This window comes from Sanguibacter sp. Leaf3 (assembly GCF_001425965.1).
GTDB classification, from domain to species: Bacteria; Actinomycetota; Actinomycetes; order Actinomycetales; family Cellulomonadaceae; genus Sanguibacter; species Sanguibacter inulinus.
This window is the reverse complement of record NZ_LMRH01000003.1, coordinates 908,481-933,668: the sequence shown is the minus strand read 5'-3', so window position 1 is coordinate 933,668 and position 25,188 is coordinate 908,481. Positions and strand designations below refer to the sequence as shown.

Genomic DNA, 25,188 nt, shown 5'->3' with positions numbered 1-25,188 from the left:
CGAAACCAGTTAACAACCATACGAAGCAAGCCTCCCTGCAAAGAGAGAACTTGATTAATCAAGGCTACAAACCGAAAACTTGCGTTTTCAATTCATACCAAATAAACCTTGCCATCAGACCAGTCCCGACCGAAAAGCCGAGCACCAATCCAAGACAAGGGGTCTTGGCATTGACTATTAAGCACACTGTTGAGTTCTCAAGGAGCGGACGCGCACCACCATCGAGCCATTCTCAGGCTCATCCGCATGGGGCTGCCGTTCAAGTTGACCTGTCGTTCTCCGGTCAGCCGTCCCCGCGACTAGCGCAGGTTCTTCCGGCCTGGAACAGGTTACCTCATGTCTTCGGAGTCGATGTCCAGACTGTGTCTGGCCTCGGTACTTCTCGATGAGGTTCGGTCACGCCCCGGGAACAGCCACTTCGCGGCGGCTCTTGCGAGCTTCGCAGTGGTGTCTGTGCCTCCCTGTCGGGCTGACATCCAGAACACTACGTCACGGATCGGGGACTTGGCCAATCCGCTACCAGTGACCCCGATCACGCGCCACCGGAACGGGTGGTCAACTGGTCCCGGGGGTCGGCCGGGCACTCGGGCACTCGGGCACTCGAGCACGCCACCTGGCAGGGAACGGTCAGACGGCCCGAGGGGCTGCGGTGCTCGCGCGCACCACGAGCTCGGGCACGAGCACAGCGTCTCCGACGGCCATGCCGTCGAGCAGGCCGCGGAGCGTCTCGATGATCTGGTGCCCCAGCGCGACGAAGCCCGGGCGGACCGTCGTGAGCGGCGGGATGAAGTCCCCCGAGCCGGTGATGTCGTCGAAGCCGACGACCGAGACGTCGTACGGCACGCGCATCCCTGCCTCGTGGAAGGCCCTAAGCAACCCCAGCGCCAGGTGGTCGTTCGCCGCGAAGACGGCGCTCGGTGCTCCTTCGGCAGCCATGCGCTGGCCGAGCTCGTAGCCGCACCCCGAGGTCCAGTCCCCCTCGACCACCTCTGGCACCCCGAGACCTCTGGCCTGCGACTGCTCGCGCCACCCCAGCACCCGCGCCTCCGCGTCCAACCAGCCCGCGGGCCCCGACACGTGCACGACCTCCCGGTGACCGAGACCCGCCAGGTGGTCGACCACGGATCGCGCGCCGAGGACCTGGTCGACCGACACCGTGGTCACCGACTCGGGCGGGTCCGCGAGCGCGGCCACGACGACCACGGGAAGCTGCTCGTGCGCGGCGCGCACGGCGTCGACGACCTCGGCGTGCGGCGCGATCACGACGATGCCGTCGACCCCCTGCTGCATGAGGTGGTCGAGCGCGTCACGCATCGACTCGGCGTCGACGGTGCGCAAGGTCGCCACGGTGATGAAGTAGCCGGTCTCCCGCGCTGCCTCCTCGATCGCCACGAGGGTCTGCGACGGGCCGAAGGAGAACGAGCCCGTCGTGACCACCCCGACGGTGCCGGACCGCTGGGTCACCAGCGTCCGCGCGGCAGAGTTGCGGCGGTAGCCGAGCTCCGCGATCGCGGCGAGCACCTTCTCCCGGGTCTCGTCGCGCACGTTGGGGTGGTTGTTGAGCACCCTGGAGACCGTCTGGTGCGAGACGCCGGCAGCGCGCGCGACGTCGTTCATGCCCGGTCGCCTGGTGCTCACCCGCATCAGAGGCCGAAGGCCGTCGCGAAGTTGACGAGCTCGGACGACGGGCCGACCGCACGGATCGCGACAGTCCCGTTGGTCCACACCGCTGTCCCGGTCGTGCCGACGGACGGGTAGTAGGACAGCGAGCCGGTGACCTCTCCACCGACGGTCACCTCCTCGGTCGTCGCGGGCTCACCGAGCTCGGCCGCGAGCGCCTGCGCTCCTGCGGTCGCCTGCTCGGCGTCCTCCCACTGTCCGACGGTGACGGTGAAGGCCGGGGGTGCGGGGACGTCGGCGGCGGCGCTCTGGTCTGCCTCCGCTGCGGCCGCCCCCTCGGACGTGGCACCGTGCGGGGCTGCGGCGTCCGACGCTGCATCTGCACTCTCGACCGGCGTGCCGTCTTCAGCGAGGACCTGGCCCGAGTACGTGACGGTCCAGGCCTCGAGAGCTCCGTCGAGGGTGTCGGTCGGCTCGACGGTCCCGAGGACGAACTGACGGACCGTCCCGGGGAGCGCCTGGACGAGCGCTGTCGCGCCGGTCCTGTCGAGAGGCTCAGCTGTCGGGGTCGGGACGTCGATCGTCGTCGTGACCGTCTGGGCTGCAGGCTCTGCGTCGTCACCGGAGAGGAGAGCGAAGACGACGACCGCTGCGACCACGACCGCGACCGCGCCGCCGATCACAGCCCACAAGACCCAGGCGCGCCGCCGGGTCCCGTCGTCCGGGCGAGTCACGTCGGGCTCCGCGTCCAGACCGTCGAGAGGGTGCGCACCAGATGGCTCGTCGACAGCACCAGCGGCGCCCCTTGCACCTGCGGCACGTCGGGCCGAGCGGGTGAGCTGCACCTGGCTGCGAGTCCCGGGCTGCGAGTCCTCGGTCGCGTGGCCCGACGTGCGGTGGGCTGACATCGCCTCGCCGTCCTGGTCTGTCGCGACCGCACCTGCATCGTCCGCACGACCGCGTGCGCCGCGGCGGGGCGGGGGTGTCCAGGGGATGTCGGGCATGCCGGACGCGGGAGCCGGCTCGGCTACCGCTGCGTCGGTCGTCGTGCGCGTGGCGTGCTCGCCTCGAGGGGGCTGGCCGGGGACTGCTGACCCGGTCTGCTCGTTCTCGGACATGGTGCTCCCTCGTGGCAGGCGCGGGTCGGACCCGGCGGTGCGCCGGAACCTGTCGGCCGGCGAGACGTGCAGATGACGAGGTCAGCCTACGGTCAGGGTCTGTCAGCGTGGTGGAGCCACGACGACGCCGGTCACCCCGGGGGGTGTCAGGGGGTGCCGTTACCGTTCTCGGCATGGCCACCACCACCAGGACCACGTCCTCCGCCGCCCGGGCGACCCGTCCGGGCTACCGCTGCTCCGAGTGCGGATGGACCACGTCCAAGTGGGTCGGCCGCTGCGGGGAGTGCCAGGAGTGGGGCACGGTGGCCGAGACGGCCGCAGCCGCGTCCGGGCCCAAGACCGTGGCGTCCGCACCGACCCGTTCTGTCGCGCAGCCGATCGGCGAGATCGACGTCGACACCGCACAGGCGTCCCCGACAGGCATCAGCGAGTTCGACCGTGTCCTCGGCGGCGGGATCGTCCCCGGCGCCGTGGTGCTCCTCGCCGGTGAGCCAGGCGTCGGCAAGTCGACCCTGCTGCTCGACGTCGCGAGCACGACCGCCCGCGCAGGTCGCAAGGTCCTCTACATCACGGGCGAGGAGTCCGCGGGGCAGGTGCGGCTGCGCGCCGAGCGGATCGACGCCCTCGCCCCGAGCCTGCTGCTCGCGGCAGAGACCGACCTCGGGCAGGTCCTCGGTCAGATCGAGGCGACCGACCCCGACCTGCTGATCGTCGACTCGGTCCAGACGATCGCGTCGGCCCAGGTGGACGGCTCCCCCGGCGGTGTCAGCCAGGTCCGGGAGGTCGCCGGCGCGCTGATCGCCGCGGCCAAGGGACGCAACATGCCTGTCGTGCTCGTCGGGCACGTCACCAAGGACGGCTCGGTCGCCGGGCCACGCACCCTCGAGCACCTGGTCGACGTGGTGCTGCAGTTCGAGGGTGACCGCCACTCTCGCCTGCGCATGGTCCGGGCCGTCAAGAACAGGTACGGACCGACCGACGAGGTCGGTTGCTTCGAGCTCACCGAGGACGGCATCACCGGTCTCGCCGACCCGAGCGGCCTGTTCTTGTCGCACATCAACCTGGCCGTCCCGGGGACCTGCGTGACCGTCACACTCGAGGGCCGCCGACCCTTGGCCCTCGAGATCCAGTCGCTGGTGGTCGCGAGCCCGCTCGCCAACCCGCGGCGGACCACGAGCGGGATCGACTCGAGCAGGCTCGCGATGATCCTCGCCGTGATCCACCGCCACCTCGGCGCCCGGCTGACCGACGCCGACGTGTACGTCTCGACCATCGGCGGCGCACGGGTCACCGAGCCCGCGGCCGACCTCGCGATCGCCCTGGCGACGCTCAGCGCGCTCGAGAACAAGCCTGTGCCCGTCGGGACCATCGCGATCGGGGAGGTCGGTCTGGCCGGCGAGCTGCGCGCGGTCGCCGGGATCTCGCGCCGGCTCAGCGAGGCCGCCAGGCTCGGTTTCACCCGCGCCGTCGTGCCTCCGGGGACGTCCGGGCCTGCGCCCGCAGGCATGACGCTGCTGCCCGCCGCGAACCTCGCCGAGGCCGTCCAACGCACCCAGCAGAGCCTCCTGCCGCAGACGCGTCCTGACGCGTAGGATCGCCCCGTGGCCAACTCCCCCGCGCACGTCGACGAGCTTCTCCGCGAGACCCTGGCCGCCGTGGCGCCAGGGACCGAGCTGCGGGACGGGCTAGAACGCATCCTCCGCGGCCGGACCGGCGCGCTCGTCGTGCTCGGATTCGACGAGACCGTCGAGACGATGAGCTCGGGCGGCTTCGCCCTCGACGTCGAGTTCTCGGCCACCCGCCTGCGCGAGCTCGCCAAGATGGACGGTGCGATCGTCATGGACCGCGAGGCCAGCCGGATCTTGCGAGCCGCTGTGCAGCTCCTGCCCGACCCGTCGATCGAGACCACAGAGTCGGGCACCCGCCACCGCACCGCCGAGCGGGTCGCGAAGCAGACCGGCTTCCCCGTGATCTCCGTCAGCCAGTCCATGCGCATCGTCGCCCTGTACGTCGGCGGCTCCCGCTACGTGCTCGAGGACCCTGACACGATCCTGTCCCGCGCGAACCAGGCGCTCGCGACCCTCGAGCGTTACAAGGCTCGCCTGGACGAGGTCAGCGGCACCCTCTCAGCGCTCGAGATCGAAGACCTCGTCACCGTCCGTGACGTCTGCGCCGTCGTGCAGCGTCTCGAGATGGTCGGGCGCATCTCCGAGGAGATCGCCGGCTACGTCGTCGAGCTCGGCACCGAGGGACGTCTGCTCGCGCTGCAGCTCGACGAGCTCATCGGCGGTCTCGGGTCGGACCGGGAGTTCGTCATCCGTGACTACGTCGAGGTCGGGCGCAAGGACCACTCCGTCCAGGACGTGCTCGCGAGCCTCGCAGTCCTCGACTCGACCGAGCTCCTCGACCTCGGGCTCATCGGCCGCGTGCTCGGTCTGCCCGGCGGCGGCGAGGCGCTCGATGCCGCTGTTGCGCCGCACGGGTACCGCCTGCTCGCCAAGGTGCCCCGTCTGCCCAGCACGATCGTCGCCCGCCTCGTCAGCCACTTCGGTGGTCTGCAGAAGCTCCTCGCGGCCACCGTCGAAGACCTCATGGTCGTCGACGGCGTCGGCGAGCAGCGCGCACGCTCGGTCCGCGAGGGTCTGTCCAGGCTCGCAGAGTCCAGCATCCTCGAACGGTACGTCTGACCCTGGGTGCAGCACCGGCTCGGGCCGGGGCCGATACGGCTCCTGGGCAGCGCGTCGGGCCGAGAGGCCAGACCGTCGTCAGCCGACGGTGAAGACCAGCGGCTCCGTCGTGGTCGTCGAGGTGGTCACTGTCGCCTGGTAGGTCCCTGCGCCGATCGGCGGGAGGTCGGTGGGGCACTCGGGGGCAGAACGGTTCGTCGCCCACTCGATGGCGCTCACGTCGGAGCTGCCGGCGTCGAGCAGCAGCAACCTCGGGTCGCCAGGCTCGCAGTCGGCGCTCGACCAGACCCTGTCGGCTCCGGAGGTCACGACCAGCTGGGCCGCCGTCCGGCCCGCGTCGATCGTGCACGGTGCCTCGCCGACGTTGGTGAGGGTCAGCGTGAAGACTGCGGTCTGGCCGAGGGCGTACGCCCCGGCGTCGGATGCGAGCTCGACGGTGAGACCCTCTGCGCTGCACTCCGCAGGGGTGGCGGGGTCGGACGTCGGTTCGGCGGCTGCCTCGGAGGTCGCCGGGGCTGGGTCCGGGGTGTCGTCGGCCCCGCCCCCGCCGAGCGCACCGGCGATGGCTCGGATCCCGAAGGCGATCCCGGCGACGACGACGGCGAGCACGAGGAGCACCACCGCCCACCGCACGACCAGGACTCTCGGGCTGGGGCGTCCGCTGCCCGTGGGACGGGGGGTGCGTGGCCCCTGCCCGCCAGGCCCTCGTCCACCAGGACCGGCTGCGGGACCGGCACCGGTCCGCGCGGAGTGCGGGACCCCGGGCCGCGAACCGCCGGGCCTGCCTGAGCGGGCGTCGTCAGGGCGCGGGCTGCCGTCCTGGGGGTGCTGCGGGCCTTCGTGCTCCATGCGTGTGAACCACCCTCGTCTGCCAGCCCGACCACGGATCTCGCCACGCGGCGTCGGCCCACCGTACGGGGACGCGACACTGCGGCGACGACTGCTGAGAACTACCATATGCGGCGCGACCTCGTCACGCGGGACGCGACCCGCGACCGGACGCCACCGGGGCCCAGCATCCCGTGGCCCGTGGCCGTGGGGCACCGGCCGGCGCAGGCCAGCACGGGTCGCCCCGGGCCGGCGCTGACCCTCGGTCGACCGCCAGCCGGACGACGACCGCTGCCGTCTCGTACCATCCACCACGCCCCCACCATCGCCCGTGCACCACCTGACCGAGACCGAGGACATGACCGCACCAGACAGCGTCGCCCCGGCTCTGGTCGCCGAGCTCCAGGAGACTCTCGGCGACTGGTTCGAGCGCACAGCGCGCCCGCTCCCGTGGCGTTCCGCCGACCGGACCCCGTGGGGTGTCCTGGTCAGCGAGGTCATGTCTCAGCAGACCCCCGTCGCGCGGGTGGCCCCGGTCTGGGTGGAGTGGATGGAGCGGTGGCCGACCCCCGCAGCCTTCGCGGCGGCCTCGACGGCCGACGTCCTGCGCGCCTGGGGACGGCTCGGCTACCCACGACGCGCGCTCCGCCTGCAGGAGTGCGCCAGGGCCGTGGTCGAGCGTCACGACGGCGAGGTGCCCGAGGACGAGGCTCTGCTGCTCGCCCTCCCCGGGGTCGGTGCCTACACGGCTGCGGCCGTCATGGCCTTCGCCTTCGGGCGACGGTCTGTGGTCGTCGACACCAACGTGCGCAGGGTCCTGGCCCGCACCCTCGGCGGTGATGCGCTGCCGATGCCCGCGCTGACGGCTGCCGAGTCTGCGCGGGCGGCGCGGGTCGCCCCGGTCTCCGACGACGACGCCGCGCTCTGGGCCGCCTCGTCGATGGAGCTCGGCGCTGTCGTCTGCACGGCACGCGCCCCCTCGTGCGACAGCTGCCCGGTGAGCCACCTGTGCGCCTGGCGGGCGGCCGGCTACCCGCCCGACGAGCACGCCGGGCGCAGGCGCACCCAGGCGTGGAAGGGCACGGACCGGCAGGCGCGCGGCACCGTGATGGGTGCGCTGCGCGCCGCGCCCGGACCTGTCGCGCGGGCGGTCCTGGACGACCTGTGGCCTGACGCGGCGCAGCTGGGGCGGTGTCTCGCCTCGCTCGTCGAAGACGGTCTGGTCGAGCAGTGCGACGCTGACCTCTCAGGCGGACCGGACGGACGCACTCCCGGGCGCGACGCCGACGACGCGCAGGTGTACAGGCTGCCCGCCTGACACGACCCGTCGCGCTGGGAGAGCGGGCGGCGGCTCTCGGCCTCCGGGGCCCGATCGGCCCTGCCCTGGTCGGCCCGGTCAGCCCTGGTCGGTCCCGCTCCTGCCCTGCCCTGTCCTGGTCGGTGCTGCTCTGCCCAGGCCTTTCTTCGTCAGCCCTACAGCTCGATGAGCATCCGGCTGTTGCCCAGGGTGTTGGGCTTCACGCGGGCGAGGTCGAGGAACTCGGCGATCCCGTCGTCGTGGGAGCGCAGGAGCTCCGCGTAGACCGCAGGGTCGACCGGTGTGCCCTCGATCTCGTGGAAGCCGTGACGGACGAAGAAGTCGACCTCGAAGGTCAGGCAGAACACCCGACGCAGACCGAGCGTCCGAGCGCGGGCCAGCAGCTCGTCGACGAGAGCGTGGCCGAGCCCGCTGCCGTGCATCTCGGGCGCGACGGCCAGGGTGCGGATCTCAGCGAGGTCCTCCCACATGACGTGGAGCGCCCCGCAGCCGACGAGGCGCGGCTGGTCGGCCGGTCCGGCCTCGGCGACGACGAACTCCTGGACCGACTCGTAGTACGCGACAGCCTCCTTCTCGACGAGGATCCGGCGCTGCGCGTAGGGCTCGACGAGCGCGCGGATGTTCCGCACGTCGGAGGGGCGCGCAGCTCGGACTGTCGCGGTCTGCGTCGGGGGTGCAGGAGTCACGCGGACAACCTACGCCCATACTCAATCGACTGCATACTTATCCACCTGACGGTCACCCGGCCACACCCTTGTCGCGCTCCGCCTGCTCAGGGGGTTGCGAGGACCCCGGTCTCCCCGGTCAGCCGTCCGCGAGACCCAGCGCTCCCCCGCTCAGGCGTCGGCGAGGCCCAGCACTCCCCCGCTCAGGCGTCGGCGAGGCCCAGCACTCCCCCGCTCAGGCGTCCGCGAGGTGCTGCGCCTCCCCGGTCAGTCGTCCTCGAGCAGCTTGGTCGCCGTCACCTCGTCGACGATGAGGTGCGTGACGACCCGGGCACGCAGCGCGGCCCGCAGCGGCACCACCTTGTTGTCCCCCGCGACGGCGCACACCCTCCGCGGCACACGACGCAGCTCGCTCGGCGAGGGCCCTGTGGCCCGGGCGTTGAGCGCGACGTCCTTGTACGTCCCGTCCTCGCGCAAGAACACCGTGCAGACGTCGCCGACGACACCCTCGTGGTCGAGCACGGCGACGTCGCTCGCCTCGAGGTACCCGGCCGTGTAGACGTGGCTGGGCAGCCCGCCCGACAGCGCGCCGACCGAGAACAGCGCGATGTCTGCCCGCCGCTGCTGGGCGAGCACCCTGCGCACGGAGCGCTCGCGCCACATGGCTTCTTTCGTCTCGGCGTAGTCGAAGAACGCCGGCACTGGGAAATAGTGCACGTGGGCGTCGAAGGCCTTGCCGAACTCCGCGATGAGGTCTCCGGCGTACTCGACACCCGAGGTCCGGGTGTTCGCAGCACCGTTGAGCTGGACGACGGCGCTGCCCCGGGTCGTCTTGCGCGGCAGGTTCCGGGCGATCGCGCTGAGCGTCGTCCCCCAGGCCACGGCGAGGATCATGTTGGAGTCGAACCACGTGCCGATCAGGCGCGCCGTCGTCAGCGCCACCTGCTCGAGCCTCTCGACCTCGCTGTTGTGGTCGGGAACTGCGACGACGTAGGCCTCGATGCCGTAGACCTCACGGATCTTCTGCCCCAGGCTCGGCGCGTTGGAGTGCGTCGGGCGCAGCGTGATCTCGACGAGCCCGGTCTCGCGGGCGTGCTTGACCATCCTGGAGACCGTCGACCTCGAGGTGCCGAGGTGCTTGGCGATGGTCTCCATCGTGAGGTCCTGCAGGTAGTACATGGACGCAGCCCTCAAGACGTCCTTGTCTCGAACCGCCATAGCGCAAACTCCCTCGTGAGACGACCCTTGCACCCGCCCGTGCACATATGTGCATCCAGGTTGCGCGAACGTTCTGACAGTGTGACCTTAGTCCTAGCCGTAGTGCGAGTCGAAAGGTCATCCATGTCCACGTCCGGAACGTCGTCCAAGCTCACCCCGCAGAGCCGAGCGCAGTCGCTCGACGCCCTCCGCGCGAGCGCCGAGGGAGAACCTCTCGACGTCCTCGTCATCGGTGGTGGCGTCACAGGCGCGGGCATCGCGCTCGACGCCGTGACCCGTGGGCTCACCACAGCCGTCGTCGAGTCTCAGGACTGGGCGGCAGGCACCTCGAGCCGCTCGAGCAAGCTCGTGCACGGTGGCCTGCGCTACCTGCAGATGCTCGACTTCAACCTCGTCCACGAGGCCCTGACCGAGCGCGACCTGCTCATCAAGAAGCTGGCCCCGCACCTCGTCAAGCCCGTCTCCTTCCTCTACCCGCTCGAGCACAGGGTGTGGGAGCGCGGGTACGTCGGCGCGGGCATCATGCTCTACGACACCCTCGCGAGCCTCATCCCGGGCAAGCGCGCGCTGCCGTTCCACAAGCACGTCTCCCGCAAGGGCATGGAGCGGCTGTTCCCCGACCTGCGTCACGACGCCGCCGTCGGGGCCGTCCGCTACTGGGACGGCTCGGTCGACGACGCACGCCTGGTCTCGACCCTGATCCGCACGGCTGCCTCCTACGGAGCGAGCGCAGCGTCCCGCACGCAGGTCGTCGAGCTCACCAAGGACCCGAGCGGCCGTGTCGACGGCGCCGTGCTCAAGGACCTCGAGACCGGTGAAACCTTCCCGGTCAAGGCCCGCAACGTCATCAACGCGACGGGCGTGTGGACCGAGGAGACCGAGGCTCTCGCCGGCGGGACCGGGGGGCTGCGCGTGCTCGCCTCGAAGGGCGTCCACATCGTCGTCCCGCGCGAGCGGATCAAGGGCACCGTCGGGCTGATCTTGCAGACCGAGAAGAGCGTGCTCTTCGTCATCCCGTGGTCGCGCTACTGGGTCATCGGCACCACGGACACCCCGTGGAAGCAGGAGCTCCAGCACCCCGTCGCGACAGCCGCGGACATCGACTACGTGCTCGAGCACGCCAACGCCGTGCTCGCCGACCCGCTCACCCGGGACGACATCATCGGCACGTGGGCCGGTCTGCGCCCGCTGCTCCAGCCGGGCACCAAGGAGGGCACCTCGTCCGCCAAGGTCTCCCGCGAGCACACGGTGGCCTCGCCCGTCCCCGGCCTGACGGTCATCGCGGGCGGAAAGCTCACGACGTACCGCGTCATGGCGGAGGACGCCGTCGACTTCGCCCTCGGCGAGGGCGCCAAGGCCCGTCCGTCCATCACGACCGAGGTGCCGCTGCTCGGCGCCGTCGGCCTCGACGTCCAGCAGAACTGGGGCCGCCGCTACGCCGCCACCTACGGGTGGACCCCGGCGCTCGTCGACCACCTGCTGCACCGCTACGGCTCGCTGCTCTCCGACATCGTCGAGCTCTGCGAGTCCGACCCGGAGATGGCCAAGCCTCTGCAGCACGCCCCGGCGTACCTGCGGGCCGAGATCGCGTACGCGGTCAGCCACGAGGGCGTCCTGCACCTCGAGGACATCATGCTGCACCGCACCCGCCTCAACTACGAGGTCGCCGACCGCGGTGTCGCCGCCCTCGAGGAGATCTCGCAGATCGCCGCTGCCGGGCTCGGCTGGGACGAGGAGACCCGCCTCGCCGAGGTGGCCTCGTACACGGCTCGAGCCGAGGCCGAGGCTGCTGCCGAGCACGACCTCGACGACGCTGCCGCCGAGCGCACCCGCCTCGCGGCCACGGACGTCACCCCGATGACCGCGCTCTCCTCCTGACAACCCTGTGGTGCGGCGGACCTGCTCGGTCCGCCGCACCTCTCAGCACTACTCCCCGATCTGCCAGGGCCGGCGACGACCCTGGCCGCACCACACCTCCACAGCACGACCTCGGACGCAGAGCCGCTCCGAGGAGCCCGGGACGCAGCAGTCCCTGACACATGAGGACACGACATGAATTTCTCCGCTGGTGAAGTCTTCGCATCAGAAGTCGTCGGAACCGCACTCTTGATCCTGCTCGGTGCAGGTGTCGTCGCCAACGTCATCCTCCCCAAGACCAAGGGGTTCGCAGGCGGCACGCTGATGATCAACTTCGGCTGGGGCCTCGCGGTCTTCACAGGTGTCTACGCCTCGTGGAAGTCCGGAGCCCACCTCAACCCCGCCGTGACGATCGGCATCATGACCAACGGCCAGGACACGTTCTCCCCGGACGGCCTGCCGGTCAACTTCGGCAACATGCTCCTGTACTTCGCCGCTCAGATGATCGGTGCGATCATCGGCGCCGTCCTCGCCTTCCTCGCCTACAAGAACCACTTCGACCTCGAGGCCCCTGCGGCCACGAAGCTCGGCGTGTTCTCGACAGGCCCGGAGATCCGGTCCTACACCTGGAACTTCATCACGGAGGTCATCGCGACCTTCGTCCTCGTCTTCACCATCCTCAACTTCGGCAACACCCCGAGCCAGCTCGGTCCGCTCGCCGTCGCCTTCCTGGTGGTCGGGATCGGTGCGAGCCTCGGTGGCCCGACCGGGTACGCCATCAACCCTGCTCGTGACCTCGGTCCGCGCATCGCCCACGCCTTCCTGCCCATCAAGGGCAAGGGTGGCAGCGACTGGTCCTACGCCTGGGTGCCCGTCGTCGGCCCGCTCGTCGGTGGCGCGCTCGCCGGTCTCGCCGCGACGGCGATGGCCTGAGCCGATCCACCTGCGGGTGGCCGCGCACGACCGCGGCCACCCGCACCCTCCCCCCTCGCTCTTCCGGGACACCGCACGACCCCTCCGTCTCGACCCGCACACCGAAGTGAAGGACTCACCTCATGACCGAGCAGTACGTACTCGCCATCGACCAGGGCACCACGAGCTCGCGTGCCATCGTCTTCAAGCACAACGGCACCATCCACTCCTCCGGGCAGCTCGAGCACGACCAGATCTTCCCGCGGGCCGGCTGGGTCGAGCACAACCCGGAGCAGATCTGGAACAACGTCCGCGAGGCCGTCGGCCTGGCGCTCACCCGCGGCAACCTCACGCACGAGGACATCGCGGCTGTCGGCATCACCAACCAGCGCGAGACCGCCGTGGTCTGGGACCGGACCACCGGAAAGCCCGTCTACAACGCGATCGTCTGGCAGGACACCCGCACGCAGAAGATCGTCGACGAGCTCGGCGGTGCTGAGGGCGCTGACAAGTACAAGGCGATCGTCGGCCTCCCCCTCGCGACCTACTTCTCGGGCCCGAAGGTCAAGTGGATCCTCGACAACGTCGAGGGTGCCCGCGAGGCTGCCGAGCGCGGCGACCTCATGTTCGGCAACACCGACACCTGGGTGCTGTGGAACATGACCGGCGGGACCGACGGCGGCGTGCACCTGACCGACGTCACCAACGCCTCGCGCACCATGCTCATGAACATCGACTCGCTCACCTGGAACGAGGACATCGCGAAGGACATGGGCATCCCGATGTCGATGCTCCCCGAGATCCGCTCCTCCTCCGAGGTCTACGGGACCGGACGCCAGCGCGGTCTGCTCCCCGGTGTGCCGATCGCCGGCATCCTCGGCGACCAGCAGGCGGCGACCTTCGGCCAGGCCTGCTTCGAGAAGGGCACCGCGAAGAACACCTACGGCACCGGCAACTTCATGCTGCTCAACACGGGCACCGAGCCCGTGCACAGCAAGAACGGCCTGCTGACCACGGTCTGCTACAAGATCGGTGACGCCCCGCAGGTCTACGCCCTCGAGGGCTCGATCGCCGTGACAGGCTCGCTCGTGCAGTGGATGCGCGACAACCTCGGCATGTTCGAAGAGGCCAAGGACGTCGAGTACTACGCGAGCAAGGTCGAGGACAACGGCGGCGCGTACTTCGTGCCCGCGTTCTCCGGCCTCTTCGCACCGTACTGGCGCCCGGACGCACGCGGTGCGCTCGTCGGCCTCACCCGGTTCGTCAACAAGAACCACATCGCCCGTGCGGCCCTCGAGGCCACGGCGTTCCAGACCCGCGAGGTCCTCGACGCGATGAACGCCGACTCTGGCGTGGACCTCACCGAGCTCAAGGTCGACGGCGGCATGGTCGCCAACGAGCTGCTCATGCAGTTCCAGGCCGACATCCTCGACGTCGACGTGGTCCGCCCGCAGGTCGCCGAGACCACCGCCCTCGGTGCCGCCTACGCGGCCGGGATCGCTGTCGGCTTCTGGAACGGCGAGCAGGACGTCATCGACAACTGGGCCGAGGACAAGCGCTGGTCGTCGACGATGGAGAGCTCCGAGCGCGACCGCCAGTACCGCCTCTGGAAGAAGGCTGTCTCGAAGACCCTCGACTGGGTCGACGAGGACGTCGTCTGACCCGACGCACGACCAGACCCTCTCTGCGGTCTGAGGCACGACAGACGCCCGGCGTCTGGTGGGATCTCTCCCGCCGGGCGCCGGGCGTCGTCGTACGAGCAGAGGGAAGGGCCGAGCACGCCGACCTGCACGGCATAGGCTGTCCGGACCGACAGCACCCCAGCCTCCTGGAGCCCTCCCCCGTGACGAGCGTCAGCTATACGATCCCCGGCCTGCACGTGACCGACCACGAGGTCGAGGTACCGCTCGACTGGGCGTCGCCCCACGACGGCCGGACGCTCACGGTCTTCGCGCGCGAGCTCGTCGCACCGTCCCGACGGCACGACGACCTGCCGCTCGTGGTCTTCCTCCAGGGCGGGCCTGGTGGAAAAGGACCCCGCCCGACCGCAGCCGACGGCTGGGTCGGGCAGATGCTCGCGACCCACCGGGTCGTGCTGCTCGACCAACGTGGCACGGGCCGGTCGAGCGCCGTGCGCGGCGCGGCGCTGGCGGCGCTCGGAACCCCGACCGAGCAGGCCGCGTACCTCGCGCACTTCCGTGCCGACTCGATCGTCGACGACGCCGAGCACCTCCGGAAGACCGTCTACGGCGGTCGGCGATGGGCGACGATCGGGCAGAGCTACGGCGGGTTCCTGACTCTGACCTACCTGTCCCGGGCACCGCACGCGCTGACCGCCTGCTACGTCACCGGCGGCCTGCCGAGCATCTGGCCGGACACCCACGAGGTCTACAGGCGGACGTACCCGCGGACGGCCGCGAAGAACGCCCAGTACTACGAGCGCTTCCCGCAGGACGTCGAGAGGGTCGCGCGCATCGCGGACAGGCTCGACGCCGGGGACGTCCGTCTGCCCGACGGCGACGTGCTGAGCACCCGGCGCTTCCAGACCCTCGGCATGGACTTCGGCATGAAGCCTGGCTTCGAACGGGTGCACTGGCTCGTCGACGAGGCCTTCGACCGTGGGTCGGACGACCTGAGCGACACCTTCCTCGAGGCCGTCATGGACCTCACCTCGTACAGGTCTCGCCCGCTCTACGCGGTCCTGCACGAGTCCATCTACGCCTCGGGAGAGGCGACGACAGGCTGGGCCGCGCACACGGTGCGCGCCGAGCACCCGGCCTTCGACCCGTCATCCCGGCCGCTGCTCTTCAGCGGCGAGATGATCTACCCGTGGATGTTCGAGGAGATCTCCGGGCTGCGCCCCTTCCAGGCCGCCGCGGAAGAGCTCGCGGCGCGCAGCTCCTGGACGACGCTCTACGACCCTGACGTCCTCGCGTCGAACGAGGTCCCGGTCGCCGCGGCGGTGTACCACGACGACATGTTCGTCGATGCGCAGCTCTCGCTCGCGACGGCCGCGCACGTCGGCTCTGTGCAGACGTGGGTGACGAACGAGTTCGAGCACGACGGCCTGCGCACCGGAGACGTGCTGAGCCGCCTGGTCCGGCTCGTCGCCGACCAGGGCGGGCCGCTGCGGGACTGAGCGAGAGCAGACGACGGCCCCGGCCGGTCCCGTGAGGGACCGGCCGGGGCCGTCGGCACCTACCGCAGCCGTGAGGCCGCGGGTCGGGCTACTTCGCGTGGGCGCCGGTGTGCGCCTCGTGCTTCGGCTCGTGGTGCGTCTCCGTGCGGGCCTCGAGGGACGCGCCCTCGATGTCGACGTTCGGCAGAGCCTTGTCGAGCCAGCGCGGCAGCCACCAGGCGGACTTGCCGAGGAGCGCCATGACGGCCGGGATCATCGTCATGCGCACGACGAGGGCGTCGACCGCGATGCCGAAGCCGAGCGCGAAGGCGATCGGGCCGATGGTCGTGTTGCCCGAGAAGACGAAGCTCGCGAAGACCGCGATCATGATGAGCGCGGCGGCGAGCACCACCCGCGCACCGTGGGCGTAGCCCGACCGCACGGCCTGCATGGCACCGGCACCGTGCGTGAAGTCTTCCCGCATGCGGGAGACCAGGAACACCTGGTAGTCCATCGCGAGGCCGAAGAGCACACCCACGAGCAGGACGGGCATGAAGCTCAGCAGCGGCGCCGGGGTCGCGACGCTGAACACGTCAGCCAACCAGCCCCACTGGTACACGGCCGTGGTCGCACCGAAGGCTGCGGCGACGGTGAGCAGGAAGCCGAGGACCGCGGTGACCGGGACGAGCAGCGAGCGGAAGGCGACCAGCAGCAGGATGATCGCGAGGCCCACGACGATCGCGAGGAACAGCGGCAGAGCGTCCGCGAGCTTCTCGGTGACGTCGATGTTGGCCGCGGCCGCGCCGGTGACCCACACGTCGGCCCCGGTGGCCTCCTCGACGGCGCCGCGCAGGTCCCGGATGTCGTGGACGACCTCCGCGGTCTCCTCGGCGTTCGGTCCCGTCGTCGGGATCACCGTGATGATCGCGGCGTCGGCCTGCGGGGTTCCCGAGGCGGCCTCCATGCCCTCGACGGCCCCGTTGGGGATCGCCGGTGCGACGGCGGCGACGTTCGCGACGCCCTCGAGCGCAGCCGACATCTGGGCCATCGCGGCGGGCAGCGCGTCAGGGTCGGACTCTGCGTCGAGGAGCACGACGAGCGGTCCGTTGATGCCGGGGCCGAAGCCCTCGGCGAGCAGGTCGTAGGCCTGGCGGTCGTGCGAGCTGGCCTGCTCCTGGCCGGCGTCGGGCAGCCCCAGACGCATGGAGGTCGCGGGGAGCGCGACGGTCCCGAGGAGCAGCACGCCGACCAGCAGGGTCCACACCGGGTGCGTGGTGACGAAGGTGCCCCAGCGGTTCTCGGCCTTGGTCGAGCGCTGGGCACGAGCGGCAGCCCGGCCCTTCGGGATGAGCCTGTCGCCGGCGAAGCCCATGATCGCGGGGAGCAGCGTGGTGGCGATGAGCACAGCGATCGCGACAGTCGCAGCGGCTGCGAGACCCATGGTGGCGAGGAACGGGATCCCGGTGACGGAGAGTCCGGCGAGGGCGATGACGACGGTCAGACCTGCGAAGACGACCGCGGACCCAGCGGTGCCGACCGCACGGCCTGCGGACTCTGCCGGGGGGATGCCCTCGGCCAGCTGCTGACGGTGCCTGGAGAGCAGGAACAGCGCGTAGTCGATCCCGACGGCCAGGCCCAGCATGAGTGCGAGCGTCAGCGTCGCCGACGAGATCGTGACGACTGCTGAGAGCGAGAGGACACCGGCGACGCCGATGCCCACGCCCAGCAGCGCGGTGAGGATGGGCATCCCTGCGGCGAGCAGCGAGCCGAAGGTGACGAGCAGGACGAGCAGCGCGACGACCACGCCGACGAGCTCGGTCGGACCGAGGAGCTCGAGCGGCTCGGTGAACGGGCCACCCGCGACGGCGACCGTGAAGCCGTCGTCGCTGAGCGTGCTCTCGGCCGAGGCGATGGTGTCGAGGGTCGCGTCGCTCACGTCGTCCGCGGGGACCGTGAACTGGATGTCGACGTAGACGGCCCCGCCGTCGGGGGCGATCGTGCCCGTGGTCATGGGGTCGGAGACCGACTCGACCTGGCTCTCCTCGGAGATGGGCGCGAGAGCGCCGAGGACGGTCTCGAGGCTGCCGTCCTCGATGAGGTTGGTCCCCTCGGGCGCCTGGACGACGAACTTGGACGACGCGGGCTTCTCGGCCTCGGCGCCTGCGGCAGCCTGACCACCGGTACCAGCACCGACACCCGAGGCGGCGTCGCCGAAGCGCTCTTCGAGGATGGTCTGCGCCGTCGCGGACTCGACGCCCGGGATGGTGAGCTCTTCGGTCATCTTCATGCCCGAGGCGACGGCTCCGGCGCCTGCGGCGGCGAGCACGAGGAGCCAGGCGATGAGCACTGTCCACCGTCTGGTGAACGAGAAGTGCCCGACCCTGTACAGGAAGGAGGCCATGGTGATCCCTTGGTCGTCCGGGAGGGGTCCCGGGGGTGGAGAACGGTCTGCGGGCGTGCCGCTGCGTCGCACCTCGTTGAACGACGTTGCCACCGTAAGCAACGATCGTCGTGTACGCAACACGTGTTGGCTTTCCGGTTTCGCAGATCGCTCCAGGCTGACAGAATGAGGGCATGGACCCCCGGATCGCCCGCACCCGAGCGCTGCTCCAGGACGCGCTGCTCTCGCTCGCCCGCGAGCGCGACCTGGACGAGATCGCCGTCGCGGACATCGCCGACAGGGCCACGATCAACCGCAGCACCTTCTACCAGCACTACGCCGACAAGGAGACGCTGCTCGCCGACGCCCTCGACACCCGGGCACGCCAGGCGGGCGCCGACCTGTCCGAGGCCGGCACCCTCGAGCTGACCGACGCACCGCCCCTGCTGCTCACCCGGTACGTCGAGCACCTCGACGAGAACGCGGCGCTGTACAGGCGCGCGCTCGGCGAGGGCGGCTCGAGCATCGCGGCTGCCCGGTTGCGGGCCCGCATCAACACCGTGGTCATCCAGGGCGTGAGCGAGCACAGCGACCACCCCGAGACGGAGATGCCTCTCGAGATCGTCGCGGCGGGCATCACCGGGTCTCTCGTCGGCGTGCTCACGGCCTGGCTCGAGATGGAACCCCGCCCGTCGGTCGCCGAGGCGTCCGGCTGGGCGTGGCGGATGCTGGTCCCGGCCGTCGCGAAGGAGATCGCGCAGGGGGCTGCCGGGGGCGCTCCGGTGTGCACGGTGAGCGGACCGGCGGAGGCCTGAGACCCGACACACGAGGCCCGAAGCCTCCTGCATCGTGAGCAAGGTCGCGACCTCGGGTATGAGGTCGCGACGTCGCACCCGAGGTCGCCTCGTCTGCCCGGAGGTCGCCCCGCCGGCCCCGAGGTCGCCTCGTCTACGGCGAGGTCGCACGGACACGCCAAAGTTCGATGGCAGACCTGATGATCTGGCGTGTCTGTACGACCTCGCGGTCGTAGGTGCGACCTGGGTGAGGGTCGTGCGACCTCGTCGCCGGCGGCGCGACTCGCCGCCGGCGCGACGCACCGTTGAGCCGGCGGTCAGGCGTAGACCGTGCCCATGAGCTCTCGGACGTCGTCGAGGGTTCGGTCGGCGATCTGGTTGGCGCGGGCGTTGCCACGCTCGAGCAGCGACAGCGGGTCGACCGTGCTCTCCGCGAGCGCCGCCCGCCGCGCACGGACCGGTCGGAAATACTCCACGAGAGCCTCGGTGACGAGAGCCTTGAGGACTCCGGCTCCCCGGGCACCGATCTCGTCGGCCACGGACTCGGCCGCCTCCCCCGTGCACAGCGAGGCGAGCGTCAGCAGGTTCGCGACCCCGGGCCTGCGCTCAGGGTCGTAGGTGACGTGCCTGTCGGCATCGGTCACGCAGCGTCGCACGAAGGCCGCGGTCTCGTCCTCGGTGGCCGAGATCAGCAGGCTGTTGCCGCGGCTCTTGCTCATCTTCGTCCCGTCGTGCCCGAGGATCGTCGGGGATGGTGCGAGCAGCGCGTCGGGCTCGGTGAAGTACGGGCGGGCCGGGCTGAACCTGTGGTTGAAGCGCCGCGCGAGCATGCGCGTCGTCTCGAGGTGCGGCAGCTGGTCCTGCCCGACGGGGACGAGGTTCGCGTGGCAGAAGAGGATGTCAGCCGCCTGGTGCACCGGGTAGGTCAGCATGAGGCCGCTCATCGCGCGGCCTCCCCCGGCGCGCACCTCGTCCTTGACCGTGGGGTTCCGCTCGAGCTCGGCGACGCTCACGAGACTGAGGAAGGGCAGGATCAGCTGGTTGAGCGCGGGGACGGCCGAGTGCGTGAAGATCGTGGTGCGCTCGGGGTCGATCCCCGCGGCCTGGTAGTCGAGCAGGATCTCGCGGACCGTCCCGCGCAGGTCACCCGTCTCGTCCCGGTCGGTGATGACCTGGTAGTCGGCGAGCACGAGCATCACCTCGACCCCTGCCTGCTGGAGGCGCGCGCGGTTCGCGACGGTGCCGAAGTAGTGGCCGATGTGCAGCGCGCCCGTCGGACGCTCCCCCGTGAGGACCCGGAACGCCGAGGGATCTTGGGCGATCTGGTCTTCGATCTCACGGCTGCGGGCGCGGGCTGCGGCGGCAGAGCCGGTCTCGTGGGGTGGTGCGGGAGGGGCGTCGTCCGGCCTCACCGTCCCGGCTCCGGACGGAGAGAGGAGGGGCGCGCTCGTGCTGGGCGCCAGGGGGTGGGTCACGGGCTGTGCTGGGACGTGGGTGGTCATCTCGGGGCTCCTCAGGTGGGGAGCGGCTCGACCCAGACCTGGAGGTGCACGACGATGGCGACCCGGCTGCGGCGAGCAGCTCGGGGACACGACAGGTCACGGCTGCTGAGGCAGCCACCACCATGCGCGCGTGATCATCGGGTCAGGGTATACCGTCCTCGGGCCTGCCTCCCGAAGGTGCTGGAGCTCTGGAGCGACCAGAGACCGGGCGGCAGTGGTCAGCGGTCGTCGGCAGCGGGCTCTACCCGAGGTGTCCCGACCGCGGGCCGGTGATTGCGCGGCAGGACGGACTCCTTGACCGGGCGCGACGCACGGCACCGCACCGCCGTGACGAGGGCAGATACCTGATCGAGGGGTTGCAGCAGTCCTCGTGGTGTCACAGAATCTTCACATGATTCTCACGGTGGTCGGGGCGGTGCTCCTGGTGGCAGGGATGGTGGCGGTCGTCTCCGCCGCCCGGGCACGGGACGGGGTACCTGCGGCGGGGTGGTTCCCCGACCCGGCGTCGCACGCACCCCGGCAGCGGCGCTGGGACTCACGCGCGTGGACCGGTGACACCCAGGAGGGCGCGCAGGCCGCCGAGCGCGGGCACAGGTTCCGTGGCAGGTTCTGGGGCTGGTCCTGGGTGGCGAGCCTGCTGGCCGCCTTCGTCGTCCTCGGTGTCGGCGCTGCTGTCTACACGTCGAGCGACCAGATCCACGTCATGGGCGTCGCGAGCCTCGTCGGCATGGCGCTGGTGTGCTGGGCCTTCTACAGGTTCGTGAACCGCCAGCTCGCGCTCGACGACGTCATCGGTCCCGTCGAGCTGCTGGCCGTGGTGGTCGCCTCGAGCGGCGCGGTGCTCCTCGTCGCGGCCAACGTCAACTCGTGGATCATCGACGGAGCGGGGATCCAGACCGCGACAGCCTTTGTCGGCCTCGTCGAGGAGGGCACCAAGCTGATCGTCCCGCTGGCCCTGTTCATCCTCGGGCGGTACCACGACCCTCGGGCCGGTATCGCGGTCGGGCTCGCCTCAGGCTTCGGCTTCGCGATCACCGAGACCACCCAGTACGCGTACCAGACCGCGGCGGCCTCAGGCCCGAACTTCTGCGGCACGGGGACCGTCGACACCACACCCACGATGGTGGTGCAGGAGCAGATCTTCCGGATCTTCACGGTCTCACCCCTGCACTGGCTGTGGACCGGCATCGCCGTGGCGATCGCGTGGCGGCTGTGGCACCTGCACGGACGCCGCGGGACCCCCGGCGCGGTCGGCGGCATCGTGCTGGTCATGGTGGTGCACTCCCTCAACGACAGCTCGGTGACAGCCTTCTGCGACGACGCGTCCGCCCAGACGCTCGCTTCGCTCCTGCGCTGGGTCCTGCTCGTCGTGATGTACCTGACCTTCCGTGCCTGGGCCCGCAAGTCCACCCCGCCCCAGCTGATCGGGCGGGTGTCCCGCGGCTGGACACCGAAGCACCTGCCCCGACACACCGGGGGCCCAACTCACGTCGACGCCGGCTCCACGCGGAAGAGCGGCGACCGCACACCGGGCTCCACGGACTAGCCCGACCAGAGCCCTCCGAGCCGTCGTCTGCCCCGGCCCCGGGCAGACGACGGACGGCTGCTCCGGGGCCATCAACCCCGTGCCGTGCCGCGACCTCGGCAGCGCCGGCTGCGAGACAGCCCGACCGGTCACCGCGTGTGGGTGGCAGCCCGCACACTGGTGTCATGCTCGTCGTCGTCTGCCCTCAGCCCGACGGGACCGTCGTGGTGCAGGACGTCGACAGGGCGCAGCCCGGGCTGCCTGTCGTCGCGACGGAGACCGTCGAGGTCGAGGAGCTCCCGGCGCTGGTGCGCGCCCGTGAGGCTGCCGCCTCACCCGCAGGGACAGCACCGGACGCCGGTCTGCGGTGGGTCTGGGCCGACACCGCAGCGACGTACCCCGCACTCCTCGACGCCGACGTGCGCGTCGACAGGTGCTGGGACCTGCGCCTGTGCCGCACGATCCTGCGGGGCAGCGCGCTGACCGCCCGCACCCCGTACGCGAGCGCGCCGCGCTCAGCCTGGGACGAGGCACGGACGGCGGCCGCCCCCGAAGGCCTCTTCGACCTCACCCCGCCCGTCGCGCTCGACCCGCTGCGAGAGCTGCGCGATCAGCAGCGCGCCCTCACGGCAGCGGTCGGCGAGGACGGCCGTCCGGAGTCGTCCAGGTTGTGGCTGCTGCTCGCCGCCGAGTCTGCCGGGGCGCTCGTCGCAGCAGAGATGACCTTCGCGGGGGTGCCGTGGGACGTCGTCGAGCACGACCGTCTGCTCTCCGAGCTCCTCGGGCCCCGTCCTGCTCCCGGCTTCCGCCCGGCGCTCCTCGAGGCGAAGGCCGCGCAGGTCAGCGCTGCCCTCGGGGTGGGCGAGATCAACCCAGACTCCCCCGTCGAGCTGCTGCGGTCGATGCGCCTGGCCGGGCTGCCCGCGACCTCCACCCGCTCGTGGGAGCTCCAGCAGATCGACCACCCGGCGATCGCCCCGCTGCTGGAGTACAAGAAGATGTCGCGGCTGATGACCGCCAACGGCTGGCACTGGCTCGACACCTGGGTGGCCGGCGGCAGGTTCCGGCCCGTCTACGTGCCGGGCGGTGTGGTCACCGGGCGGTGGGCCTCGGACGGCGGCGGAGCCCTGCAGCTGCCGCACCAGGTGCGCAGCGCAGTCCGCGCCGACCCGGGCTGGGTGCTCGTGGTGGCCGACGCCGCGCAGCTCGAGCCGCGGATCCTCGCGGCGATGTCGGGCGACGAGGCGATGGCCACGGCCGGGCAGGCCGCTGACATGTACGAGGGCATGGTCGCCACGGGCGCCGTCGCGACCCGTCAGCAGGCGAAGTTCGGGATGCTCGGCGCGATGTACGGCGGGACGCAGGGTGAGAGCGGTCGCATGCTCCCTCGCATCACGCGGGCCTTCCCGCAGGCGCTCGCCCTCGTCGAGGCCGCAGCACGGGCCGGCGAGCAGGGCGAGATCGTCTCGACGTGGCTCGGCCGCAGCTCACCCCTGCCGAGCGCCGAGTGGCGCTCAGCCCACTCCGCGGCGGGTGCCGAGGGCGGGTCGGCCGCCGAGCAGGAGGCCGTCCGCGCCCAGGCCCGGTCGTGGGGACGTTTCACGAGGAACTTCGTGGTGCAGGGCACGGCCGCCGAGTGGGCGCTGTGCTGGATGGCCCTGCTGCGCCTGCGGCTGCGAGCCCTGAGCGAGACCGTCACCGGCGGTCCGCACCTGGCGTTCTTCCTCCACGACGAGATCATGGTCCACACCCCGGCCGATCTCGCCGACCAGGTGGTCGAGATGGTCCAGGAGACCGCGCACGAGGCCGGGCGCATCCTCTTCGAGGGCTCGCCCGTGGAGTTCCGGCTGACGACAGCCGTGGTCACGGCATACTCGGACGCAAAGTAGCCGTCCGAGCACTGGAGACCCGATGACGCGTCAGACCAGCAGTCGCACCGAGAGCAGCAGCGGCACGAGCAGCGTGACTCGCGAGAGCACCGAGACTCGCGGGAGCGCCGAGACTCGCGGGAGCGCCGAGACTCGCGGGAGCGCCGAGAGCACCGGGAGCACCGCACAGTCCGCAAGCGCAGCCGGCGCCGTCCGCACGGGCCCCGCACGCCCACGCCTGCTGCTCGGCGCCTACGCCCTCGCGCCCGGCGACCCCGCCGGTGAGGCGACCTTCCTCGCCGGTCTGGACGGTCTCGGGGTGCAGGCCCTCGAGATGCCGTTGCCTGCTCCCGGGACGGCCGCCGAGACGGCACGCTGGGCCCGGGCGCACCTGCCCGAGCACGTCGACCTCGTCGTGACGGCTGTCCCGCGGACGATGCAGCGACTCGCCTCTGACCCCGGCTACGGCCTGTCGTCGGCTGACCTCGTGCAGCGCCGGGCCGCCCTCGACGACCTGGCCGTCCTGCGGGACCTGGCACGCCGGCTCGCCGACGACGCAGGCCGTCCTCGACTGGCCGCAGTCGAGCTGCACAGCGCCCCCGGGCCTGGTCTGGGGACTCTCACGGCCTTCCGCGAGTCGCTCGACGAGGTGCTCGCGTGGGACCTCGGTGGGGCGCACCTGCTCGTCGAGCACTGCGACGCACTCGTCGAGGGGCAGCCGCCCGCCAAGGGCTTCTGGCCGCTGCACGAGGAGATCGCGGTGCTGCAAGCGATCGTCGACGACGTCCCGGGCTCCGGGTCGAGGCTCGGAGTGAGCATCAACTGGGGTCGTTCGGCGATCGAGGGACGCTCGGCCCGCACCCCGGTCGAGCACGTGCGGGCTGCGGCCGAGGCGGGGCTGCTCCGGGCGGTCGTCTTCTCGGGCGCCGCAGCCTCGGACACCCCGTGGGGCCCGGCCTGGGGCGACCAGCACATCGCCCCTCGTGGCTCCGACCCCGCCCTGGAAGCGTCAGCGGGATCGCTCCTCGGTGCTGCAGAGATCCTGGAGACTCTCCAGGCGGCTCGAGGTGCCACGCTCGAGGCTGTCGGGATCAAGGTCACGGCCCGTCCCGAGGATGCCGACGTCGAGGAGCGGCTGGCTGTCGCGCGGGCCAGCCTCCGGATGGTCTCCGAGGCCCTGCGCGGCGGGAGCGTAGGCCGCGGCTGAGGGGCACCACACGCAACCGGGGCCGGCTCTCCCCGGAGCCCAGCGCTCCGCACCGTGCCACGCGGTGGCAGAATCGGCGGGTGAGTGAACTCCCGAGCATCGTCTTCCACGAGCCCCGCATCCCCCAGAACACCGGGAACGCGATCCGGCTCGCCGCCGTCACCGGTGCCGCCCTGCACCTCGTCGAGCCGCTCGGCTTCGACCTGTCCGAGCCCAAGCTCAAGCGTGCCGGCCTGGACTACCACGACCTCGCGCACCTGACCGTGCAGCCGGACCTCGAGACGCTGCTCGCGACCGACCCCGAGGCCCGCGTCTTCGCCTTCACCACCAAGGCCACGACCCGGTACTCCGACGTCGAGTACCGCCCGAGCGACCTGCTGGTCTTCGGCCCCGAACCCACGGGGCTCTCCGACGAGGTCCTCGCGCACCCGCGGATCACCGACCAGGTGAAGATCCCGATGCTCCCGAGCCGCCGGTCCCTCAACCTCACGAGCAGCGCGTCGATCGTCATCTACGAGGCCTGGCGCCAGCTCGGGTTCCCCGGCGGCGAGTAGTGGCACGGTCTGCCACG

The 25,188-nt window shown here is 71.0% G+C and carries 19 protein-coding genes; 12 read left to right on the top strand and 7 right to left on the bottom strand.

Annotation, left to right across the window (positions count from 1 at the left end):
- Positions 1-627: 627 nt before the first annotated feature.
- Positions 628-1,617, bottom strand: coding sequence for a LacI family DNA-binding transcriptional regulator (locus ASG53_RS17485; RefSeq protein WP_056136277.1), 990 nt, complete (start codon positions 1,615-1,617; stop codon positions 628-630).
- A 26-nt stretch (positions 1,618-1,643) separates the two neighbouring features.
- Positions 1,644-2,738 (bottom strand): hypothetical protein, encoded by a 1,095-nt coding sequence (locus tag ASG53_RS17480; protein ID WP_056136275.1) that lies wholly within the window; start codon positions 2,736-2,738, stop codon positions 1,644-1,646.
- A 173-nt stretch (positions 2,739-2,911) separates the two neighbouring features.
- On the opposite strand from ASG53_RS17480, the gene radA reads away from it, so the two are divergent.
- Both radA and disA read left to right on the top strand, forming a co-directional pair.
- Complete coding sequence (gene radA / locus ASG53_RS17475) at positions 2,912-4,330, top strand: DNA repair protein RadA (protein ID WP_056136273.1); 1,419 nt, start codon at positions 2,912-2,914, stop codon at positions 4,328-4,330.
- Positions 4,331-4,339: 9 nt separating this feature from the next.
- Complete coding sequence (gene disA, locus ASG53_RS17470; protein WP_056136271.1) at positions 4,340-5,425, top strand: DNA integrity scanning diadenylate cyclase DisA; 1,086 nt, start codon at positions 4,340-4,342, stop codon at positions 5,423-5,425.
- Positions 5,426-5,503: 78 nt separating this feature from the next.
- Here the strand turns inward: disA and ASG53_RS17465 are convergent, their stop codons facing one another.
- Positions 5,504-6,058, bottom strand: a complete 555-nt coding sequence (locus tag ASG53_RS17465; protein WP_156382874.1) for a DUF4232 domain-containing protein — start codon at positions 6,056-6,058, stop codon at positions 5,504-5,506.
- Between the two features lie 553 nt (positions 6,059-6,611).
- On the opposite strand from ASG53_RS17465, the gene ASG53_RS17460 reads away from it, so the two are divergent.
- Positions 6,612-7,571 (top strand): A/G-specific adenine glycosylase, encoded by a 960-nt coding sequence (locus ASG53_RS17460; protein WP_056136512.1) that lies wholly within the window; start codon positions 6,612-6,614, stop codon positions 7,569-7,571.
- Positions 7,572-7,726: 155 nt separating this feature from the next.
- Here ASG53_RS17460 and ASG53_RS17455 read toward each other — a convergent pair whose 3' ends face one another.
- Positions 7,727-8,257, bottom strand: a complete 531-nt coding sequence (locus tag ASG53_RS17455) for an amino-acid N-acetyltransferase (RefSeq protein ID WP_056136267.1) — start codon at positions 8,255-8,257, stop codon at positions 7,727-7,729.
- Between the two features lie 246 nt (positions 8,258-8,503).
- Positions 8,504-9,454 (bottom strand): sugar-binding transcriptional regulator, encoded by a 951-nt coding sequence (locus ASG53_RS17450; RefSeq protein ID WP_056136265.1) that lies wholly within the window; start codon positions 9,452-9,454, stop codon positions 8,504-8,506.
- A gap of 123 nt (positions 9,455-9,577) precedes the next feature.
- Between ASG53_RS17450 and ASG53_RS17445 the strand changes: the two genes are divergently transcribed.
- The 4 genes from ASG53_RS17445 (at position 9,578) to ASG53_RS17430 (ending at position 15,362) form a co-directional block, all read left to right on the top strand.
- Entirely contained in the window at positions 9,578-11,332 is a 1,755-nt protein-coding gene (locus tag ASG53_RS17445; protein ID WP_056136263.1) for a glycerol-3-phosphate dehydrogenase/oxidase, read from the top strand.
- Positions 11,333-11,506: 174 nt separating this feature from the next.
- The gene (locus tag ASG53_RS17440; RefSeq protein ID WP_056136261.1) at positions 11,507-12,244 is read left to right on the top strand and encodes an MIP/aquaporin family protein; all 738 of its coding nucleotides are present in this window, start codon (positions 11,507-11,509) and stop codon (positions 12,242-12,244) included.
- Positions 12,245-12,366: 122 nt separating this feature from the next.
- The gene (gene glpK / locus ASG53_RS17435; protein WP_056136259.1) at positions 12,367-13,884 is read left to right on the top strand and encodes a glycerol kinase GlpK; all 1,518 of its coding nucleotides are present in this window, start codon (positions 12,367-12,369) and stop codon (positions 13,882-13,884) included.
- A gap of 182 nt (positions 13,885-14,066) precedes the next feature.
- Complete coding sequence (locus ASG53_RS17430) at positions 14,067-15,362, top strand: alpha/beta fold hydrolase (protein ID WP_056136258.1); 1,296 nt, start codon at positions 14,067-14,069, stop codon at positions 15,360-15,362.
- A gap of 88 nt (positions 15,363-15,450) precedes the next feature.
- On the opposite strand, the gene ASG53_RS17425 is transcribed toward ASG53_RS17430, so the two are convergent.
- The gene (locus tag ASG53_RS17425; protein WP_056136256.1) at positions 15,451-17,742 is read right to left on the bottom strand and encodes an MMPL family transporter; all 2,292 of its coding nucleotides are present in this window, start codon (positions 17,740-17,742) and stop codon (positions 15,451-15,453) included.
- 173 nt (positions 17,743-17,915) lie between these two features.
- Here ASG53_RS17425 and ASG53_RS17420 point away from each other — a divergent pair, with 173 nt between their 5' ends.
- Entirely contained in the window at positions 17,916-18,536 is a 621-nt protein-coding gene (locus tag ASG53_RS17420; RefSeq protein ID WP_056136254.1) for a TetR/AcrR family transcriptional regulator, read from the top strand.
- Between the two features lie 296 nt (positions 18,537-18,832).
- On the opposite strand, the gene trpS is transcribed toward ASG53_RS17420, so the two are convergent.
- Positions 18,833-20,017, bottom strand: coding sequence for a tryptophan--tRNA ligase (gene trpS, locus ASG53_RS17415; protein WP_082544156.1), 1,185 nt, complete (start codon positions 20,015-20,017; stop codon positions 18,833-18,835).
- A gap of 391 nt (positions 20,018-20,408) precedes the next feature.
- Between trpS and ASG53_RS17410 the strand changes: the two genes are divergently transcribed.
- From ASG53_RS17410 to ASG53_RS17395, 4 genes are all read left to right on the top strand, one after another.
- Positions 20,409-21,563 carry a PrsW family glutamic-type intramembrane protease gene (locus tag ASG53_RS17410; protein WP_156382873.1) on the top strand — a complete coding sequence of 385 codons (1,155 nt, stop codon included), beginning with the start codon at positions 20,409-20,411 and terminating at the stop codon, positions 21,561-21,563.
- Between the two features lie 164 nt (positions 21,564-21,727).
- Positions 21,728-23,431 (top strand): bifunctional 3'-5' exonuclease/DNA polymerase, encoded by a 1,704-nt coding sequence (locus ASG53_RS17405; RefSeq protein WP_056136251.1) that lies wholly within the window; start codon positions 21,728-21,730, stop codon positions 23,429-23,431.
- A 73-nt stretch (positions 23,432-23,504) separates the two neighbouring features.
- Positions 23,505-24,617 (top strand): DUF4862 family protein, encoded by a 1,113-nt coding sequence (locus tag ASG53_RS17400; protein ID WP_156382872.1) that lies wholly within the window; start codon positions 23,505-23,507, stop codon positions 24,615-24,617.
- An 80-nt stretch (positions 24,618-24,697) separates the two neighbouring features.
- The gene (locus ASG53_RS17395; RefSeq protein WP_056136248.1) at positions 24,698-25,171 is read left to right on the top strand and encodes a tRNA (cytidine(34)-2'-O)-methyltransferase; all 474 of its coding nucleotides are present in this window, start codon (positions 24,698-24,700) and stop codon (positions 25,169-25,171) included.
- The last annotated feature ends 17 nt before the right edge of the window (positions 25,172-25,188 follow it).

Excerpts from the sequence above, each read along its gene's own strand:
- ASG53_RS17425 (WP_056136256.1), bottom strand. The coding sequence starts at position 17,742 with ATGGCCTCCTTCCTGTACAGGGTCGGGCACTTCTCGTTCACCAGACGG.
- ASG53_RS17410 (WP_156382873.1), top strand. The coding sequence starts at position 20,409 with ATGATTCTCACGGTGGTCGGGGCGGTGCTCCTGGTGGCAGGGATGGTG.
- trpS (WP_082544156.1), bottom strand. The coding sequence starts at position 20,017 with ATGACCACCCACGTCCCAGCACAGCCCGTGACCCACCCCCTGGCGCCC.
- radA (WP_056136273.1), top strand. The coding sequence starts at position 2,912 with ATGGCCACCACCACCAGGACCACGTCCTCCGCCGCCCGGGCGACCCGT.
- ASG53_RS17480 (WP_056136275.1), bottom strand. The coding sequence starts at position 2,738 with ATGTCCGAGAACGAGCAGACCGGGTCAGCAGTCCCCGGCCAGCCCCCT.
- ASG53_RS17405 (WP_056136251.1), top strand. The coding sequence starts at position 21,728 with ATGCTCGTCGTCGTCTGCCCTCAGCCCGACGGGACCGTCGTGGTGCAG.
- ASG53_RS17450 (WP_056136265.1), bottom strand. The coding sequence starts at position 9,454 with ATGGCGGTTCGAGACAAGGACGTCTTGAGGGCTGCGTCCATGTACTAC.
- ASG53_RS17460 (WP_056136512.1), top strand. The coding sequence starts at position 6,612 with ATGACCGCACCAGACAGCGTCGCCCCGGCTCTGGTCGCCGAGCTCCAG.
- ASG53_RS17420 (WP_056136254.1), top strand. The coding sequence starts at position 17,916 with ATGGACCCCCGGATCGCCCGCACCCGAGCGCTGCTCCAGGACGCGCTG.
- ASG53_RS17485 (WP_056136277.1), bottom strand. The coding sequence starts at position 1,617 with ATGAACGACGTCGCGCGCGCTGCCGGCGTCTCGCACCAGACGGTCTCC.
- glpK (WP_056136259.1), top strand. The coding sequence starts at position 12,367 with ATGACCGAGCAGTACGTACTCGCCATCGACCAGGGCACCACGAGCTCG.
- ASG53_RS17440 (WP_056136261.1), top strand. The coding sequence starts at position 11,507 with ATGAATTTCTCCGCTGGTGAAGTCTTCGCATCAGAAGTCGTCGGAACC.
- ASG53_RS17445 (WP_056136263.1), top strand. The coding sequence starts at position 9,578 with ATGTCCACGTCCGGAACGTCGTCCAAGCTCACCCCGCAGAGCCGAGCG.